This window comes from Salinicoccus sediminis (assembly GCF_000986795.1).
Classification (GTDB): Bacteria; Bacillota; Bacilli; order Staphylococcales; family Salinicoccaceae; genus Salinicoccus; species Salinicoccus sediminis.
The window spans coordinates 97,901-114,627 of the sequence record NZ_LAYZ01000003.1 but is presented as its reverse complement, the minus strand read 5'-3'; the positions used below and the strand labels follow the sequence as shown (position 1 = coordinate 114,627).

Here is a 16,727-nt window from a genome sequence, read left to right as displayed (position 1 = left end):
TTCATCAATGGTAGTACCTTACAGTGCAGAACCAGCTACAGATTTTACACAGGAGGAAAATAGAAAAGCTTTCAAAGCCGCTTTGGAAAATGCTAAAAATGACTTCGGCGTCAAACGTCCGCTGGTCATTGGCGGTGAGCATATAGAAACGGACGACCAGATCACTTCCTATAACCCATCCGATAAGGAACAGGCCGTCGGTCACGTTTCGAAAGCGACACAGGGTCACATTGATGCAGCATTCCAGGCTGCGGAAGAGGCTTTTGAAACATGGAGTGAATGGGATCCCAGAGACCGCGCTGAACTCCTTATCAGAGTTGCCGCAATCATCCGTCGCCGCAAACATGAGTTTTCCGCACTGATGGTTTATGAAGCAGGTAAGCCATGGAATGAAGCAGACGGCGATACGAACGAAGGCATCGACTTCATTGAATACTATGCCAGATCGATGATGGAGCTGGCTGATGGAAAACGGGTGCTCGACCGTGAAGGCGAACACAACAAATATTTCTATCAGCCGATGGGTGCGGGCGTCACAATCACGCCGTGGAACTTCCCGTTTGCAATCATGACAGGTACGACTGTGGCCCCAATCATCGCGGGAAACACCGTCCTTCTGAAACCGGCGGAAGATACGCCGTTGATTTCATATAAATTGATCGAAGTGCTCGAAGAGGCAGGTCTGCCGAAAGGCGTCGTGAACTTTGTTACAGGCGATTCCGGAGTGATCGGGGACTATATGGTCGACCACCATAAAACCCACTTCATCACATTCACCGGTTCCAAAGCGACCGGGCTCAGAATTAATGAACGTGCTTCAGTCGTTCAGGAAGGGCAGCATTTCCTGAAAAGAGTCATTACAGAGATGGGCGGCAAAGACACGATCATCGTGGACAAAACAGCCGATCTCGATCTTGCGGCAGATTCCATCGTGAATTCCGCTTTCGGTTTCGCGGGCCAGAAATGTTCAGCCGGATCCCGTGCGGTCATTCATGAGGATGTATACGATGAAGTGCTGAGAAAAGCCGTTGAACTGACCGAAGAGCTGACTGTCGGCAACCCGGTGGAAGACACGTATATGGGACCGGTCATCAGCCAGAAACAGTTCGACATGATCAAAGGCTATATCGATATCGGCAAAGAGGAAGGTACGCTTAAGATCGGCGGAGAGACGGATGATTCCAAAGGCTACTTCATCCAGCCGACAATATTTGCAGACCTTGATCCGAAGGCGCGCATCATGCAGGAAGAGATATTCGGGCCGGTCGTCGCTTTCGCAAAAGCGAAGGACTTTGACGAATTGCTTGAAATCGCCAATAATACTGTATACGGTCTGACTGGATCAGTCATCACGAATACGCGTGAAAACTGGATTAAGGCGCAGAAAAAATTCCATGTCGGCAATCTGTATCTGAACCGTGGATGTACTGCAGCGGTAATGGGCTACCACCCATTCGGCGGCTTCAAACTCTCCGGTACAGACCAGAAGACAGGAAGCCCTGACTATATGCTCAACTTCCTTGAACAGAAAGTCGTCTCAGAGATGTTCTAGAAAAATATATTTGGACATTAAAAAAGCTCCAGGTCAGTGACCTGGAGCTTTTTTGGTATTACTGTTCTTCTTTTACAGACAGTCATTTTTAAGGTATCTACACTTAAGAGAAATCCTATTAAATCAGCATTTTAGAAGAATTTCATAGATTCCATTTCCGATACCGTTTGCCCTTTTACTAAAAACTTGCCCTGAGATTGCCCTGAAAAATGCCCTTGCTATATATCAAAACTATCTTTATAGAAGTTAAATCCTCTAACTTTGATTAATAACCGCTTAACTTTCGTATATTCCACTATGATTATGTATTTTTCACCTTTGTCTTTGAGGCTTTTAACGGTATATGGAAGGACTTCAAGATAACTATCCAACTTTTCGATACCAATATTGCTTATAGCTGGTTCATTTAAAGATATAAAAACTCTTTCTTCTTTGCCTGGTAGTATAGAGATCCCTTTTAATTTGTTCTTCAATACTTTTTCTAAATCAATGTAGTAATTTCCGGGAGTATCTCCAATCTGTTCAAAACCGTATTGTTTATTATTGACGAAGATTCTTGTTTTACCTTTAGCTTCTATATTATTCATCCTTGCCGGATACTTCCCAAGGTTCTCTATCACGATATATCCATCAGAAATATTACCCTCATCATCCCTCATGTCATCCAAGTAGACATATATATGCGGTCTGATGCTATCATTTCTATTCAAGAAAGCAATCAAAACAGTCGCCATTGCAATCAATAATGAGATGCTGGATAAAATTAAGCTCCACACTTCAGAACCAGACATATATTCACCTCTTGCTCGTATTCAGCTCATAAAAGCCTGCACAGAAGAATTCAAGAATTTACAATTTATAACTCTTATGGTCTGTGCCAATAGCTCTCTGTGCCTCTTCCATGTAATCACTTTTTAATTACAAAACCAAGGGGACAGGACTTAACTATATATAAAAGTAAAATGTTTACAATCTTTTAGAGTTGATATTTTTTTGCATTTTTGCCATACGATCTTTCAAAGTTCCTTTAGAATTTCTTTGATTCTTTTTCTTTGGATCAAATATATTACTTCTTCTTTCTTGAACTTCTTTATTTATTTTTAATCTTTCATTATCATCTTTTGTTATGTTTCCTGCTACTTCGTTCCAACCTATAACATTTATATTTTTAAACTCACTTAATGAAACATCATCCATAAATTCATTATCTTCTGAATGTATAAATACTATATCCTTATAATAAGCAAAATATAGAGAAACATACTCACCTAAATTTTTAATAGTTTTATCGCTATTATCTAACTCATTGAAGCCCCTTCTTTTCAATTCCATGACAAAATGAGGTTTCATATCTCCTAATTCGTCAATCTCTAATACTTTATAGTCTTTTTTACATTCATCATAATCCTTAAAAATTTTATGAGTGTTTTCACTATTTTTGAATTTTACTATTTCATTATGTACTTGTTCTACAAATCCTACTATTCTGTAACAATCAAGGTATTTAGTATGTCGATTGATACATGATACATTAATCCATATGTTTGTATCACATAGACAATTCAATTCATTATTCACCAAGATTCAACTCCTCTGAAAAGAAATCCAGAATTTCTTCTATCCTTTCTTCGGAAACCCTACCACTCTCTAAATTTGAGCTTAGAGTTTCAAAGATACTAGGGGTAATATAATCAAATTCAGGAACTTCGGAGAGCTTAGTAGAAAGACTAGTGTCTTTTGTCTTTTTCAATAAATCACTTCTCCTAGGCAATTTTCCTATTGCAAACATAACTGGGTTGAATTCATCTGGAAACATCTGTTTTAGCACAAAAGCCATATTACTATAACTAACATTGAAGTAATTATGCATCCTAATTAAATCTACATGACTTAGAAATTCTATATTCACTCTATTTTCATCTATATATTTTTGTACAAGTGACCGGTCCATTAATAGTCTCGAAGCGAAAGCGTCTGCTAAGTATTCACTTTCAATATATTCAGACTCACCTTTTAAATGAACTCCCAAGCCTACTCCGGAATATAAATGGAATACCTCGTGAAATAGTGAATGATGTTGTCTTCCTAAATCATCGTTATTGTTAATCAATATGTATCCATCGTCTCCAATTTTGTATTGTAGACCGGCAATCTCACTCTCCACTTTTTTGGCAATAATAAAATACCCCAATTTCTCTACTTCTGCGAAAGGATCATTAATAGGGTATTTTACAAGAGGATATTCTGTTTTAAACTTTCTCACCCATGTATCAGCTTCTCGATTTAATTCTTCTTTTTTCGTTTCCGAGAGTCTTAATTTCTTCATAACTTATACTTCACCTTTTAATTTTCTTTGTTCCGCCACCAATCTAAATAGTAGCTTTATTTCTTCTAATTCAGAACCATCATTATTATTTCTATAGACCAAATCACTTTCATATTCGTATGCAAATACATCCTTTTTATCAAGTTCAAGCAATTCAGCAGCAAGTCGAAAGTGCTCTTCTTTAAAAATGATGTCACCTGATATGATATCTTTATAAAGTTCTTGGTCCTTTTCGTTTATGTCGATTGCTGATGAACTTTGGTTCCTCACTAATGAAGTAAGCTCGTATTGTGAATACTTAGGTAACATTACTGCATTACTCATGTTAACTCTCCTCCTCTTAACAACATAACCTATTTACTAGATCATACTGTTTAGTAGACAAAAAAGAGCAGACAATACGCATGCTGCTCCTCGATGTCTACACTTATTACTAATAATACCCTAATTTAACTCGTTGTAAATCTCTATTTTAAAAATGTCAATAAATTTTCTTAATTTAATTATTTTCTAATATCCTCAAAAACTAATAATCATTTGTGAGGTCAAATAAGCCATTTTAATCCGTTTTTAGCATTTTATGAACATTATATATCAATTGAACTACTAAACGCTTCACACAGTCCATCCTATGTGGTCATTTTTTAAACAATCCGTATTATCTATACAGATCGGACTCCTCGTATTGGTTCATTTACTATAACTAGATAGTAGTCTATATTAAAAATATCACTACTAATTGGAGGTACATTATGAGAACACCAGAGGAGACTTATAAAGAATTAGTCGATTTATTCAAAAAGTGCAAAGAAGGAAATATAAATGGAGATACAGACACTCATGTAGTTAATAAGTTGCATGAAAGTAAAATTTTTAGGGATCTCCGTTTCTTGATGATGACAGAAGATATTTCTCTTTCAGAAGATGATTTCATTTATTTCGAGACTGAGCAGGCTTTGATTGTTACAAAAAGTCATATCACATATTTAAGTTATAAAGATAGCCAATTATATACTCAAAAAAGTAAGCAGGCACTAACCGACTATACTTTGGTATATTCTGATGGAATCGTAGATGACTTGAATTTAACTGAAATACATTTTTCTATTGCGGATAATACAATTAAACTGACTTATGATAATGCATACTCCAAGAATAACTTTAACAACTTAAAAGATAAGATTTCAAATTTGTTGTAACCAAAAAGCCGCCTTTTACATTAGAAGCTGGCTTTCAATATCTCTTAGGAGAGACTCTCTGATAATTAAATTTTTATGCAGTTTGCATATAAGTTAAAGATTTAAAACCTACTCTTATGCAAAGAATAATCATTTATTCTTCTTTGCCTCATCCCACTCTTGTTTTAAATAATTACTTATCTTGTTAGTAAATTTATTTACTTTACCTTTAAACTCCACAGCATTTACATTTTCTTTATTTTTCACACCATCTGAAATCATTAATTTCAACTCATTCATCATGGATAATAGTTGTGCATGATCATCCTCTTCAAGACTTTTCTTTGGATTTTTCGGCAAGTAAAGAGTTAATAATTGGAAGTTTTCGTTAAATTTATCTTGTTCTTCTATTAACAATTTTGATGATTTTTTAATAGAAACGTATAAATCAGCAATATTCTTTCTATAAGTTTTATTAGAATCTTCGTGACCAGGGCAGTCCACTTCATAATCTACTGGTTCTTCTGATTCTGAAGGATACCAAATGTCATCATAAACTTTAATCCGTTTTCTCAAATCAGTAATTGATTGGTTAGAACTCTCTATTTGTTCCAATATTGATTTACAATTACTCATATGCGATAAATATACCGCTGCATGTTTCCTCACTTCTTGTATCCAATTTATTCTCGATTGCGATACTACTAGGCCATTAAACTGCTTTTTATTATTCCACCAACCTACTATAGCGGTTAGTATCACGCCAATCAATGCAATTAAGGCAGTAATTATCGGTATGTATATTGGAACTATAATAGTGTATAACATTGTTCTCATTCCAATCATTAAATAATATAAGTTAAAAAAAGACCACCTGCAGTGGGGTAATCTTGTATATCCCATCTCAACAGATCGAGAAAAACGCATAAAAAGAATTAATTTACTTATAGGCATCTTCTTCAGAAAATCGATTCTCTTGTTTTATAAATATCATATCAATCATGTTACTTATAATTAAGATGCAAGATAAAAGAAAGATAATTTGAGAAACTAACATCAGTATTAATAAGAGATTTCTAATAGGCATGTATATTAAACTCAGTATTGTTAATATAAGTATAATTGCAATTAAACCCGATAACATAGTAATATACAAAATTCTTTTAAATTTATTTCCATGATCATTCATATAATCATTTACAATCGTAACATTTCTGATTGCTGCAATTATACCTATTAATGTGATTAGAAACCCTATTATTGTAGTGTTTATATTTACTAAATTATCTAGGACTCTTTCTTGCGATTGACAATCTGCAAGATAAATATTCCAATTCATAAATAAGAGGGTAACCACAGCTATAATTACCGAGATATATTTAATAATATTCATCTCCTCCCAAAATCTCTAAAAAATTCATTAATCCTTTCTTTAAATTCATCTTCATAGTTAAATCGTATTTTATTTAAAATTGCATCCTCTCTTAAAGTAGCTCTTTCTGGAATATCAAAATCAACGATACTATTCATCTTCATATTAAGTAAATCTGCTAACTCAGGTTTTGAATCCATTTGTTCTTTGAACGAGACTTTAGCTTTCGGAACTATTTCTTGATTGTTAACTATATCTTCAATAAGCAAATTAGATTCTGTATCTTCTAATGTTTCATTTTTAATTTGGCCCATAGAGAATGTAAAACTTGTCCTTACAGCATTTATAGATCTAGCCTCTTCATACTTTTTAAAAAAGATACCATTCCTATTAGTCTTTTCTGAAACACCACTATTCAATAACATAGAAACTTCAAACTTGGATTTCGTTTTTGATTTAACTCTTTCATAAAATTTTCTATTGATTAAAGGTTCCAACTTTAAAACATAATCATCATGGACGAATAATTCATTAAAATATTTTTCTATCTGACGTACATTCATTGAATTAAAGTTCACTTGTACCAATAGAATTTTATTCACATCATCATAAATAGCGCAAGTTAGATTCCCAATATTTTTATCATCAGAAATATTATCTTTCATATCTGAGAAATTACCTTCCTCATCTATAATTATAGGGAAATCTGTAGAACTCAATTTATTAAAAACAAGTTCGTATTGATTGTTTTTTTTATTCGCCAAAAGACTCAGCTCATGTTTGAATAAGCCATGTAAAATTTGATGGTCTTTCGCTTCTTTCAAATCGTTATATTTATCCTCGATATTTCTTAATTTAAAGTATGCCCAATTTTCATTATTAATATCTTCTTTTTTAAAAAGTTTCATTTGATAAGCTTCAATTTTCATGTATTTCTTTTTAGCACTCATTCCCCGAACCTCTTTCATTGTGTAGTTAACTAAATATTACAGATATTTACTTGTTTAGGCAATATCTGGGGAAAAAAAGAGCCATCAGCGGGGAATGCTGACAGCTCGACTACACAATTTTAGTATACTACGAAAAGAAAAACATTTCCATTCACCTCTCTCAAATAATAAGACTGTTAACTAGCAATATCTGACAAACTCGCTATAATCACTTCTGGAATATAACTTTTAGCTGCTGCAGCGGAAACTGTAGTGGCTTTTTTTTAATGCTTTTTTAGCCGGCGCAATTTTGCGTTGGCTAGTCATTTTTGACTAATAGCTATCGCTCAAAATTGAACACATCTACAAAACCCAAAATTGGGTTCTGACCTGACGTATCGATTTGGTACATCAGCTTATCTATGGGGTCACTACTACCTACCCCATCTATAAACACAAAAAGAAGCCCATACAGCGCATTTAAGCGATTCACGATATAAGTATTATGGACAACGCCTATCATCGCTATGTGGGCTTACTGTGAAGTTACTTTAACGATATCGTTAAATCATCCTAAGATATAAAAATACCACCAGCAGGAGGGCTGGCGGTATGAAGGACAAAAAATTCAGTTTTTTTGTAATGCATTGTTTTTTAAGCGAAGGTACCCATATCTATCTAATATTATACCAGTGTTGTTAAGTGAAATCATTCATAAATCACACAACTCAATGTCCATACGAAGCACTTCTTTTTCTTTTATTTCGTTATCTAAGGATTCAATTTCTTCTGTAAAAAGTATTTCATCATCCTGGAATAATCGAATATTGCTACCTTCATTTTCATTCATGGAACTAATTACAATACCTGAGATGTTACTCAACTTAGTGACTAAAGTATGTTCATCCTCTATGGATTTATAATAATTCCCCCGCACTCCTACTCCGGTTATATTACTGATTCTTATGTTTTCAATGAGGTCCGGAATATAACTAAGTGGCTCATGTAATTGAAGTATAAACAATAGCCCCCGGTCATTCGTTCTTACTTCCAGGAGACCGTTCCTTACACCACCGAAAGGCATTCCGTTAGTATCGATCGCCTTAGTTTCTGATAAATCAGTACCTTCCAGACACCCCTCCTTATAAACCCAACCCTTATTATTTCTATATCCATATTTCAATGCATATCCTGCTGCTCTCATTGAGTCACACCTCTCACTTACCATCCTTTATAATATTTTTGATGTATCGCAAGCTTCTTCTTTTCCAGATTCTTTTCAAATAATCTTTTGAGGGAAGTTATTGAAGTAGCCGGCATCCCTTTCATGATGTAACCGTAATACTTGCCTGAATCCCAATCCATAGATTTTTTGTACTGAAAAACATAATCATTCCCTTTTGGCCACTTTTCAAAGTCATCTTCGAGTGCCGTCTTTTGCATGAATTCATATAACTTTCTCGCTTTCACTACTTTGCGTTGAGCTTCCATGATCTTTTCATATCGGTCAGCAATATCTTCAAGCTCACCTTCTAGGGCATCATATTGCATCTTAACTTCTCTTTGTGCATCTGACAGTTCTTGATTGTAAATGGATTCTATTTGTTTTTTTGATTCATCATCCAATAGATGACCATTTTCTTCATCAAGAATTTCTTCAGATGTTTTCAATATTTGAGACTCAATTCGTTGAAGCTCCTTGTTCATCCTCGCTGCATTTAAGAAGCCGCTGCCGTCTCCCATCAACTCAATTTCTTTTTTCTTCTCGTTATATGCTTTTTGAAGTTCTTCATATCGATTTAAAATCTTGCGTTTGCCGTCCAACTTCGGTTGAACATCCTCTTTAAAAATTTGATAAAGATCTTTTTCTTTTACTTCCTGGATACCTTCGGGTTCAGCATTATTTTTCTTAAAATTTAACATGTGTCATTCTCCTTTTGATTTTAGAATATTAATTCTTCATGATATGAAAGAATAAGTTTTAGTGATTTCGTGCTTTTTTGAAAAACTTCTCATTCTTTCTAATTAGTTCAGTTTAAAAGTGTTTATTTGGGGAGATTTTCTCGAAGACGGGTATGACGTCGGTATATCAACTCTCATACCCACGGGGGGTTAAATCGATGGGGGACTTCATCAAAAAATTATCCCTCAATCATTTGCTCGCCTCATTTACTTTTGGCTTTTTATTTTTTCGTCTCTAGTAATTTCACTATTGCCACAGAAAGCATTTAGAGCCATTCTGACAATCATTAATCTATTCTGGTGTGTTTGGTCATGTTTGCTATTCCTTTAATCACAGCAGTCACTCTATAAGTCTCACACATCACAGAAGTGATTGGTTTGATATAGTTGTCATTGCTTTATCACATTTGTCATAAAAAGTTCTGTTGGAGATGGGTATTATCTGTTTGATTTGTTTCACGGTGTACCCTCGTCTCAGAAGGTTTAAGATCCAATATATTTTATCGTCTTCAATCAGTTCGATGTTCTTATCAACATAAGCAACCTTCTCTTTTAAATCGTTTACCTCTTGGTCGAATCCCTGGTTAAGCATCGAAAGAAACGGATCGTTTGAGTATTGTTGGGCCAGTGATTCTTTTTCTTCAATCAGCTTCTTCATCCATCTGTAATCCTTAAACAGTGTAAAGATCTCTTTATTGTGTTCGTTCAAGCCTGCACCTCCTATTGCTTTTAATATCCCGGCTGCATCACATTGCATGTGTCATCTGAGAGTCTTCTTGGTCTGCTGGTATGTTATCTCCCTCTTTGTCCACAACCGCCCACAAGGCTTGGCAGATGGTATTCAGCTGATTCTTATTAATGGCTTGAAGGTTCATCTTGGATTGAGCAGCATGCAATGCTGCTTGGTACTTGCCAGGCATCCGGGTTAAAGCAATCTGTAAATTAATACAGTGTTTAGCTGCACTACTTTTTAGTTTCTCCAGCATCTCCTTACGTTCCACAATCATTATTGCTATGTCTTCGACACTGTAACTCATAATCATCAATTCTCCGATGTCACTATCCGTAACTGTTGAAGTCGACAAATGATACATCTCTTCAATTTCGTCTTCCATTTCTTTGAACAATCTTTGATAGTAATGGGGGTTGTATTTACTCAGCAACATGGCATGGGAGATATAACACTCAGACAAGGTATACACCAACTTTCAGATATAGAATTAAATATTGCTGCTATGCTTTGGTAGCTTTAGTTTTTTTAAGTGCTAAAAATACCCTTCATGATGTAAGCATCGCTTGCACACTCACCCAACCTATTCTTACTGCGGTATCTTCCATGATCTTATTCCTTTTCCTCAGTACAGCATTCCGACTGACCACTCTGTCATCCTGGCGCATCTTAGTCAGCTCATGTGCTATGTCCTCCCACTCATAACAGTCCACGTTCGTATCGAAGTAGCGCGCATGTATGATGAACTTTGAATCGTCATCCAGGTTATGGTATACCTTATCAATTGATTCTGTTATTCGTTTCAGGTTGTTGTACAGCTCATCCTGCGTCAGCTTGATTGCTTCTTGTTCTGTTGGTGCTGTTGGTATGTTCGACTTACCCCCACCAACGTTTGTATCCGGCTGATAGTACAGCAGCTCGAACCTTCTGAACTGTAATTGTTTCTTCAGCTCTGAGTGATTGATCCAATACTCTTCTAACTTTGGTATATCATTCCTGCCAAGCTTCAATGGCCTGCCTCCTCTCAATGCTATTGCATTGTTTTTGTCAAAGCGTTTATACATGCTACTGATGAGAAAGTGTTGTATAATCAAGACAACGAAGCCGTTTCTATATGAGGTCTGCTTATCCATTTAAGCGGATCTCTTTTTTATATACTGATGAAACACTTTTTCTGTATAATCCAGGGTTGGCTGATTGTTGCTTCTCAGATATGCATTAGCGACTTTGTAATGATCCGGCAGCTGATACTTCCCCGTGTATTCCTCCCACTTCGTTATCGGATCAGACAACTTAAGCTTTCCTGTTTGAATCAGGTACAAGAAAGAATACTTCCAGACAGTATGAATTTTTATAACCAGCTCACTTTTATAATCTCTATGCCGCCTTGAATCTTTAAATCTTTGAAAGTCTCGCACATTACTATCAGCGGCTTCCAAGTATAATCTTGCGGTCTTCATTTCATCACCCCTTTAATAAATTCTTTGAATGTTTTTGTAGTATTCAAGTTTGGCCGTACCCACTTCTCCATCTTTATTTTTAGCGACAATCACATCAAGTTCACTCGGCGCCCCTGGCTGCTTGTCTTTAGGCTCGTGATAATAATCATCACGGTAGAGCATCATAATCATGCTGGCATCCTGCTCAATGCCCCCTGAGTCTCTTAAGTCGGACATCATCGGCCGTTTATCCTGACGTTGCTCTACTCCCCGGTTAAGCTGCGCAATGGCTATGATGGATATGTTCTGGAACTCCTGAGTGATTACCTTCAACTCTCTGGAGATCTGACTCACTTCCTCATATTTGCTATTATGTTTTTTGTCTGAGTGCATCAGCTGCAGATAGTCGATGATGATAAATCCATGTTCAGCATCACTCATGCTATTGGCAATGCCACGAATTTCACTTGGACTTATTTGGGGTTTCTCCACAATCTTCAAATTCATCTTGTGGTAGACACTCATGGCATCCGTCACCCGGTCGACTTCTTCTTTGCTCATATCCCTGGCTGCATTTTTAAATTTTGAAAGAGAAACTTTAGCAATATTGGCCAGTAGTCTCTGGGTTAGATTCTTCTCCCTCGTTTCCATCGAGCAAAATACAACCTCATTATTATCTTTCGCCAATTGTTTCCCCAACTGGAGTGCAAGAGCGGTTTTCCCTAAAGATGGACGTGCAGCAATAACATTCAACTGACCATCCTCAAACCCTCCAATGAGTGAATCCAACGTCTTAAAACCTGTAGGGGTAACAGGAGTTTCATTGACATTATGCAAATCATCTAAAATCTCAGACATAATTTCTAACTTAGAACTGTCTTCATGGACTTCAAACTGATTTAATTCCTGAATACGGCCGCTCATTTCAAGAGCATTTTCATCTGAAGGGTCCGCCTCGTAGTCTTCCCATTTTTTCTTTATTTCGCGTTGCTTATAGTAGTGATACACTTCCAACTGATCGTTTGTCATACCATGTTTTGAAGGTATTGGGTAGTTGATTAAAGTATCTACAAATTCATAACCTCCAAATGCACTTTTGTTCCTGATTGCGTCATTCATCAAATGCGCATCTGTTAATCCCGGGTTGTTTATCAATGCTTCAACAATGGCCGCATGCCTGTCATCCCAAAAGTGCTTGGGCTGGAGCTTAAGGTCTTTACGGAGTTCCGGCCATTTTATAAGCCTGGCCAGAATATTCTTCTCTGGATATTCAAAATCATTCAAGCGCATTTGATCAATGTTGTTCACTGTCTTTTCAGCTCCTCGAACATCTGACGTGCATTTTCAAGACTCCTTTCACGTTTCGCCCTCATTTCGGGATCAGCCATTTCTTTTTCGACCGCCGCCGTAGCTTTGGCAATCTCCGTTTCCTCCGGTGGAGTAATCTTAGGTTCAATGACCAAAACATCTGCCAGGGATGGAGGGAATCGACTATCTTGGGTGTATTGCTTAACCTTCCGCATCGTTTTCTCATAATCTCCCTCAGTCAGGCGCTCAATCCACATTTCGTTAAATGATTCTATTTCTTTATGGTTGAAGTTTGGGTAAAACGCATATAGAATTTTTAATATTTCCAATGCCTGGGGCTTCTTCATATGTTCACCTGCTTCCTTGATTAATCGACTGCATTTTCATAATGTCTTACATCTGCAAGGGGATCTTCTTTTTTACTGCGTTGGATATTTTCTGCTGGCTCATTCGTTTGAGCATTATCTCCATCAATAATATTTCCGTTTACAGGACGATGTTCATCCATATATCTTTCTTGATTTAAGAATGAAGCCGGATAGGGTTGGTATTGCTTATCCGTAATAGTTTTTAAAAAACTCTTAGTACCATTCATGATTGTTTCAAAGTCATGTTTCTTTAACGCTCTCTTAAATGCCTGCTCTGCTTTCGGTCTTGCCTTCTTTTTGTCATAGAGATCATAAAACTCTAAGAACTTTTCTTCTGTATCTTCTTTCGACTTATCCACATGTGCATAACTTTCATTTAAATCATTTTCAAGAGCACGTATAGAGTTATTAACATTATTACCTTTATTAACATTATTCGTTATGTGCGTTTGTTGTGCATTTGATGTGCCGTTGTTGTGCGAGTGTTGTTCACTTGGCTGTTGCGATTGTTGTATCTTTTGTTGTGCCTTTCGACCTTCATCACTCTGGTAAAAGTCATAATTGACAACGGTTATAACGGTATATTTCGTTGTGCTTTTGATGTGTACCATGTTGTCTCTTTCGAGCATCCTTAAAAATGCATCTAATTTTTTTCTGGACCAATTAAACTTTTCTGACAATTTAAGTTTAGAGGTGAAAAATTGACCTCTTTCTATAGTTACAATTTGGTTTCCTATTGGTTGTTTAACCTCTGAATGATTGGTTTCCATGAGGATGAAGAACCATGCTTCAAACCGTGAATATGTTCTCTCTTCCTGAAATAACCAGTGTTTTTTAATACTTCTGTGAATCGAAAACCAATTCGTCATAACCTCCCCTCCTTGAGATATCCAGCTGCTATGAGTTCTTTTTTATATTCCTGGAATTCTTTTCGTGGTACATCTAAAAACAGGTTTACCTGTTCACTCAATGTTCTTTTGTCCTTACTTGATAAGGGGTAATGAAGTAGACAATAGTAAACCTGCTTCGCTTCAAAAGATAAGCTTTCATCCGCTAGTGCTTTCAAAAATGAAACTCCTATTTCTTCGCTTTTTAAATCAGTGACTTTTATATAAATTTCATCTTGGAAAGAATCTTTTGCATTTGTCATAATCCACACCCCCTATTTTTCTGCTATAATTACAGGACAGTTAATTTAATTTCTCTACCGATTGCAGTCGGTAGCTAGTCGGTACATTTTGAATGTATCGGCTTTTTTATTGCTCTGTATCTTCCATTTCTACACGCAGGTATCTATTAGTAACGTCCAGTAGTGACCGCACTGTTTGTATTTTTCGAGCAATTAAACTCTTCGTATCTTTAGGGTGTAAATACGCATGAACCTTTTCTACTTCTTCATACTGTTGTTCAATCGTCAGCAGCATATCTCTAGTTTGATTCAGTAATATCTGCATGCTGTCCCGGTCATCTTCCATCTTCAAAAGTTCATCTTCCAATTCGTTTACTTTTTGTTCAGTCATTTGTAATCCCCCTAGTGAAATTATTGTATTCAGTAAATTGTGCGTTTAACTCACTAATCAATGTTTCAAAGTCCTCATTGCTCACCTTATTACTATTCATGAATATATCGAGCGACCTCAATGATTCTACTGCTGCCTGGTGCGGTTCCTGGATTGAGATAGCATTGGTATGAATCATGCTGATTTCTCCAAAGAGATCCGCTTTAAATTCCTCATCTCCAGCTGCATGTTCCTCCAGCAGATAAAGCGTATAATCATCCAGTAAGTTATTAAAGAATCGCTCATGCCTTTCGCTATCAGGTACGTCTTCATCTAGGAAATACAAAAGCGTTTCGAGGTGCTTAGTTTCCGTTACTTCATAGACTCGCATGTCTCCTTGCGTTTGATGTGTATCGACCGTTGCATGAAGCTTTCCGTCTCTGACTACATAGATCATGTCGAATGGATCTTCATCTAATTTAAAACTGGCGATTCCTTCGTATTCTTTCAATATTGAGAAGTTCCTTATCAAGTCTAAAACTCTGTTTTGAAATACATTTTTTACTGATTCAGTCATTTGATATCCTCCTTTAGATTCATTATTGTTCTTCAACTTCCACACTCATGATCTCGTTTAAATAGTTCGCTACTAGAATAAGCACTGCTCCACCGAATATAAGAGCGATCTGCCAATTCATGAATAAGATCATTCCTGTTATTACGCTTAGGGTTCCAGTTAGAAAAGTAAGTTCTGGAAGAATGGATAAAAATAGCTTCATGATTTCAACTCCTTTATAAAAATGATTTGTTCTTACTGATGATGAATTTTTCCAAAGTGTCTAAGTGCAGCAAGGTGATACTGGAGCTTGGACGTATAGAAAGCCCTGGCCATTCCCCGGACTCTTCAGCAGTCTTACACCATTGATATATAGTGCTTTTTGAAACTGAAAACATCTCAGCAGCAACTTTCTTCGATACGTACACCGGACGGGTCGAAACTGCTTCAGGCTTTAAGAGACTGTTTTGCAGTGTCGGCTCTTCGTAGATTCTTTGTACATTGCTCATGATCTACACCTCCTCTCTAATTGATTCTTTAACTTCAAAGATGTCCGAGATTTCAACATCTAAAGCCTCAGCGATTCTTTTTGCTACCAATCCACTGCAAGCTCTGCCGTTTAAAATATTAGACATATAGGTGTAACTAACATCGATTGAACCAGCAAAGCTTTTGATGTTGTGGCCAGATAGACTAATTTCTTTTCTGACTTTATTTTCATAACATGTCAGCATATAAATCCCCCTCTTAAGAGATATTTAGAATAATATTTTATTAATTTTATTCTTAAACATAGATTACACTATCTTTTTTGGAATATCAAGGATAAAATAATATTGATAATATCTTTAAAGGAGTGAGTAACATGCCAAAAGAGGAAAAAATCAAAGAATTAGGAGACTATTTAAAAAGGCTCAGAAAGCGGAAAAAGCTTACTGCTAAAGAGTTAGGGGAATTAACAGGCTATTCTCAATCCCATATATCCGGCATCGAAAATGGTCAAAAAGGAAGACCGAATGAAGAATTTCTTCGAAAATCCTTATTATCTCTTTCTGATTCCAGCCATGAGTATGTAAAACATATAGAAGATATAAATGAAATATTCCAACATGAATTAATAACAACTGAAGAATTTAAGAGCAAATTTAAAGACACGTTTGCAAATAAAGAAGCTCCTTCTAAATATTTGAGATGGGGAGATGAGGAAAAAGGTTATATCAAAGCTGATGTATATGACTTCCCTATCAACGACATTGAGTACATGATCAGTGATAAATTCAATGATAAATTTTATAAAGATAACATCATAAAATCTGAAGATAAAAAAATAATTACTGATTCTTTAAATAGTATGATGTTATTTAGACAAGAACATGCATTAAGAGTTTTGGCTGATTTAGAATATGAAGGCTTAATTAGTGAGGATACTTATAATAAATTTGGTTGGAAATATGCACCTGATGTGATGATTCCGAAGCTGAAAAAAGAATAATCAATCTGGACCAACT

At 36.0% G+C, this 16,727-nt stretch carries 24 protein-coding genes; 3 read left to right on the top strand and 21 right to left on the bottom strand.

The features are described from left to right. Positions 1-7: 7 nt before the first annotated feature. Positions 8-1,552: an L-glutamate gamma-semialdehyde dehydrogenase gene (gene pruA, locus WN59_RS06765; protein ID WP_046514757.1), complete on the top strand. Its 1,545-nt coding sequence runs from the start codon at positions 8-10 to the stop codon at positions 1,550-1,552. A 218-nt stretch (positions 1,553-1,770) separates the two neighbouring features. On the opposite strand, the gene WN59_RS06760 is transcribed toward pruA, so the two are convergent. From WN59_RS06760 to WN59_RS06745, 4 genes are all read right to left on the bottom strand, one after another. Continuing rightward, positions 1,771-2,343 carry a hypothetical protein gene (locus WN59_RS06760; protein ID WP_046514752.1) on the bottom strand — a complete coding sequence of 191 codons (573 nt, stop codon included), beginning with the start codon at positions 2,341-2,343 and terminating at the stop codon, positions 1,771-1,773. Positions 2,344-2,518: 175 nt separating this feature from the next. Next, on the bottom strand, positions 2,519-3,130 hold the full coding sequence (locus WN59_RS06755; RefSeq protein ID WP_156172408.1) for a hypothetical protein: 612 nt from the start codon (positions 3,128-3,130) through the stop codon (positions 2,519-2,521). After that, positions 3,123-3,878, bottom strand: coding sequence for an ImmA/IrrE family metallo-endopeptidase (locus tag WN59_RS06750; RefSeq protein WP_046514746.1), 756 nt, complete (start codon positions 3,876-3,878; stop codon positions 3,123-3,125). Before WN59_RS06750 ends, WN59_RS06755 begins: the two co-directional genes overlap by 8 nt. Positions 3,879-3,881: 3 nt before the next feature. Then, positions 3,882-4,202 carry a hypothetical protein gene (locus WN59_RS06745; RefSeq protein WP_046514741.1) on the bottom strand — a complete coding sequence of 107 codons (321 nt, stop codon included), beginning with the start codon at positions 4,200-4,202 and terminating at the stop codon, positions 3,882-3,884. Between the two features lie 428 nt (positions 4,203-4,630). Between WN59_RS06745 and WN59_RS06740 the strand changes: the two genes are divergently transcribed. Continuing rightward, entirely contained in the window at positions 4,631-5,077 is a 447-nt protein-coding gene (locus WN59_RS06740) for a hypothetical protein (protein ID WP_046514738.1), read from the top strand. A 129-nt stretch (positions 5,078-5,206) separates the two neighbouring features. Here WN59_RS06740 and WN59_RS06735 read toward each other — a convergent pair whose 3' ends face one another. The 17 genes from WN59_RS06735 to WN59_RS06650 all read right to left on the bottom strand — a co-directional run bounded on the left by WN59_RS06735 (position 5,207) and on the right by WN59_RS06650 (position 15,953). Beyond that, complete coding sequence (locus WN59_RS06735) at positions 5,207-5,884, bottom strand: hypothetical protein (RefSeq protein ID WP_156172407.1); 678 nt, start codon at positions 5,882-5,884, stop codon at positions 5,207-5,209. Positions 5,885-6,445: 561 nt separating this feature from the next. Next, on the bottom strand, positions 6,446-7,378 hold the full coding sequence (locus WN59_RS06725) for a DUF6731 family protein (RefSeq protein WP_046514725.1): 933 nt from the start codon (positions 7,376-7,378) through the stop codon (positions 6,446-6,448). A 691-nt stretch (positions 7,379-8,069) separates the two neighbouring features. Continuing rightward, positions 8,070-8,561 (bottom strand): HK97 family phage prohead protease, encoded by a 492-nt coding sequence (locus tag WN59_RS06720; protein ID WP_046514721.1) that lies wholly within the window; start codon positions 8,559-8,561, stop codon positions 8,070-8,072. Positions 8,562-8,578: 17 nt separating this feature from the next. Then, a complete protein-coding gene (locus tag WN59_RS06715; RefSeq protein WP_046514718.1) occupies positions 8,579-9,280 on the bottom strand; it encodes a hypothetical protein in 702 nt (233 codons plus the stop codon). Positions 9,281-9,680: 400 nt separating this feature from the next. Beyond that, the gene (locus tag WN59_RS06710; protein ID WP_046514711.1) at positions 9,681-10,028 is read right to left on the bottom strand and encodes a hypothetical protein; all 348 of its coding nucleotides are present in this window, start codon (positions 10,026-10,028) and stop codon (positions 9,681-9,683) included. A gap of 37 nt (positions 10,029-10,065) precedes the next feature. Continuing rightward, complete coding sequence (locus tag WN59_RS13310; RefSeq protein WP_156172406.1) at positions 10,066-10,434, bottom strand: hypothetical protein; 369 nt, start codon at positions 10,432-10,434, stop codon at positions 10,066-10,068. Between the two features lie 163 nt (positions 10,435-10,597). Continuing rightward, complete coding sequence (locus WN59_RS06700; protein ID WP_046514917.1) at positions 10,598-11,059, bottom strand: transcriptional regulator; 462 nt, start codon at positions 11,057-11,059, stop codon at positions 10,598-10,600. 123 nt (positions 11,060-11,182) lie between these two features. Then, complete coding sequence (locus WN59_RS06695; protein ID WP_046514706.1) at positions 11,183-11,509, bottom strand: hypothetical protein; 327 nt, start codon at positions 11,507-11,509, stop codon at positions 11,183-11,185. 12 nt (positions 11,510-11,521) lie between these two features. Beyond that, on the bottom strand, positions 11,522-12,796 hold the full coding sequence (locus tag WN59_RS06690; RefSeq protein WP_046514702.1) for a DnaB helicase C-terminal domain-containing protein: 1,275 nt from the start codon (positions 12,794-12,796) through the stop codon (positions 11,522-11,524). Continuing rightward, positions 12,793-13,143: a replicative helicase loader/inhibitor gene (locus tag WN59_RS06685; protein ID WP_046514699.1), complete on the bottom strand. Its 351-nt coding sequence runs from the start codon at positions 13,141-13,143 to the stop codon at positions 12,793-12,795. The genes WN59_RS06690 and WN59_RS06685 overlap by 4 nt, the downstream gene beginning before the upstream one ends. Before the next feature lie 20 nt (positions 13,144-13,163). Continuing rightward, positions 13,164-14,033, bottom strand: coding sequence for a hypothetical protein (locus WN59_RS13610; RefSeq protein ID WP_052747319.1), 870 nt, complete (start codon positions 14,031-14,033; stop codon positions 13,164-13,166). Continuing rightward, a complete protein-coding gene (locus tag WN59_RS06675; protein ID WP_046514696.1) occupies positions 14,030-14,314 on the bottom strand; it encodes a hypothetical protein in 285 nt (94 codons plus the stop codon). The genes WN59_RS13610 and WN59_RS06675 overlap by 4 nt, the downstream gene beginning before the upstream one ends. A gap of 106 nt (positions 14,315-14,420) precedes the next feature. Further along, complete coding sequence (locus tag WN59_RS06670; protein ID WP_046514693.1) at positions 14,421-14,684, bottom strand: hypothetical protein; 264 nt, start codon at positions 14,682-14,684, stop codon at positions 14,421-14,423. Beyond that, a complete protein-coding gene (locus tag WN59_RS06665; RefSeq protein ID WP_046514690.1) occupies positions 14,677-15,240 on the bottom strand; it encodes a hypothetical protein in 564 nt (187 codons plus the stop codon). The genes WN59_RS06670 and WN59_RS06665 overlap by 8 nt, the downstream gene beginning before the upstream one ends. A 22-nt stretch (positions 15,241-15,262) precedes the next feature. Beyond that, complete coding sequence (locus WN59_RS06660) at positions 15,263-15,442, bottom strand: hypothetical protein (RefSeq protein ID WP_046514687.1); 180 nt, start codon at positions 15,440-15,442, stop codon at positions 15,263-15,265. A gap of 13 nt (positions 15,443-15,455) precedes the next feature. Next, positions 15,456-15,728, bottom strand: a complete 273-nt coding sequence (locus tag WN59_RS06655) for a COG3415 family protein (RefSeq protein ID WP_046514684.1) — start codon at positions 15,726-15,728, stop codon at positions 15,456-15,458. 3 nt (positions 15,729-15,731) lie between these two features. Beyond that, complete coding sequence (locus WN59_RS06650) at positions 15,732-15,953, bottom strand: helix-turn-helix domain-containing protein (RefSeq protein ID WP_046514681.1); 222 nt, start codon at positions 15,951-15,953, stop codon at positions 15,732-15,734. A gap of 131 nt (positions 15,954-16,084) precedes the next feature. Between WN59_RS06650 and WN59_RS06645 the strand changes: the two genes are divergently transcribed. Next, entirely contained in the window at positions 16,085-16,711 is a 627-nt protein-coding gene (locus WN59_RS06645) for a helix-turn-helix domain-containing protein (RefSeq protein WP_046514678.1), read from the top strand. Positions 16,712-16,727: the final 16 nt, after the last annotated feature.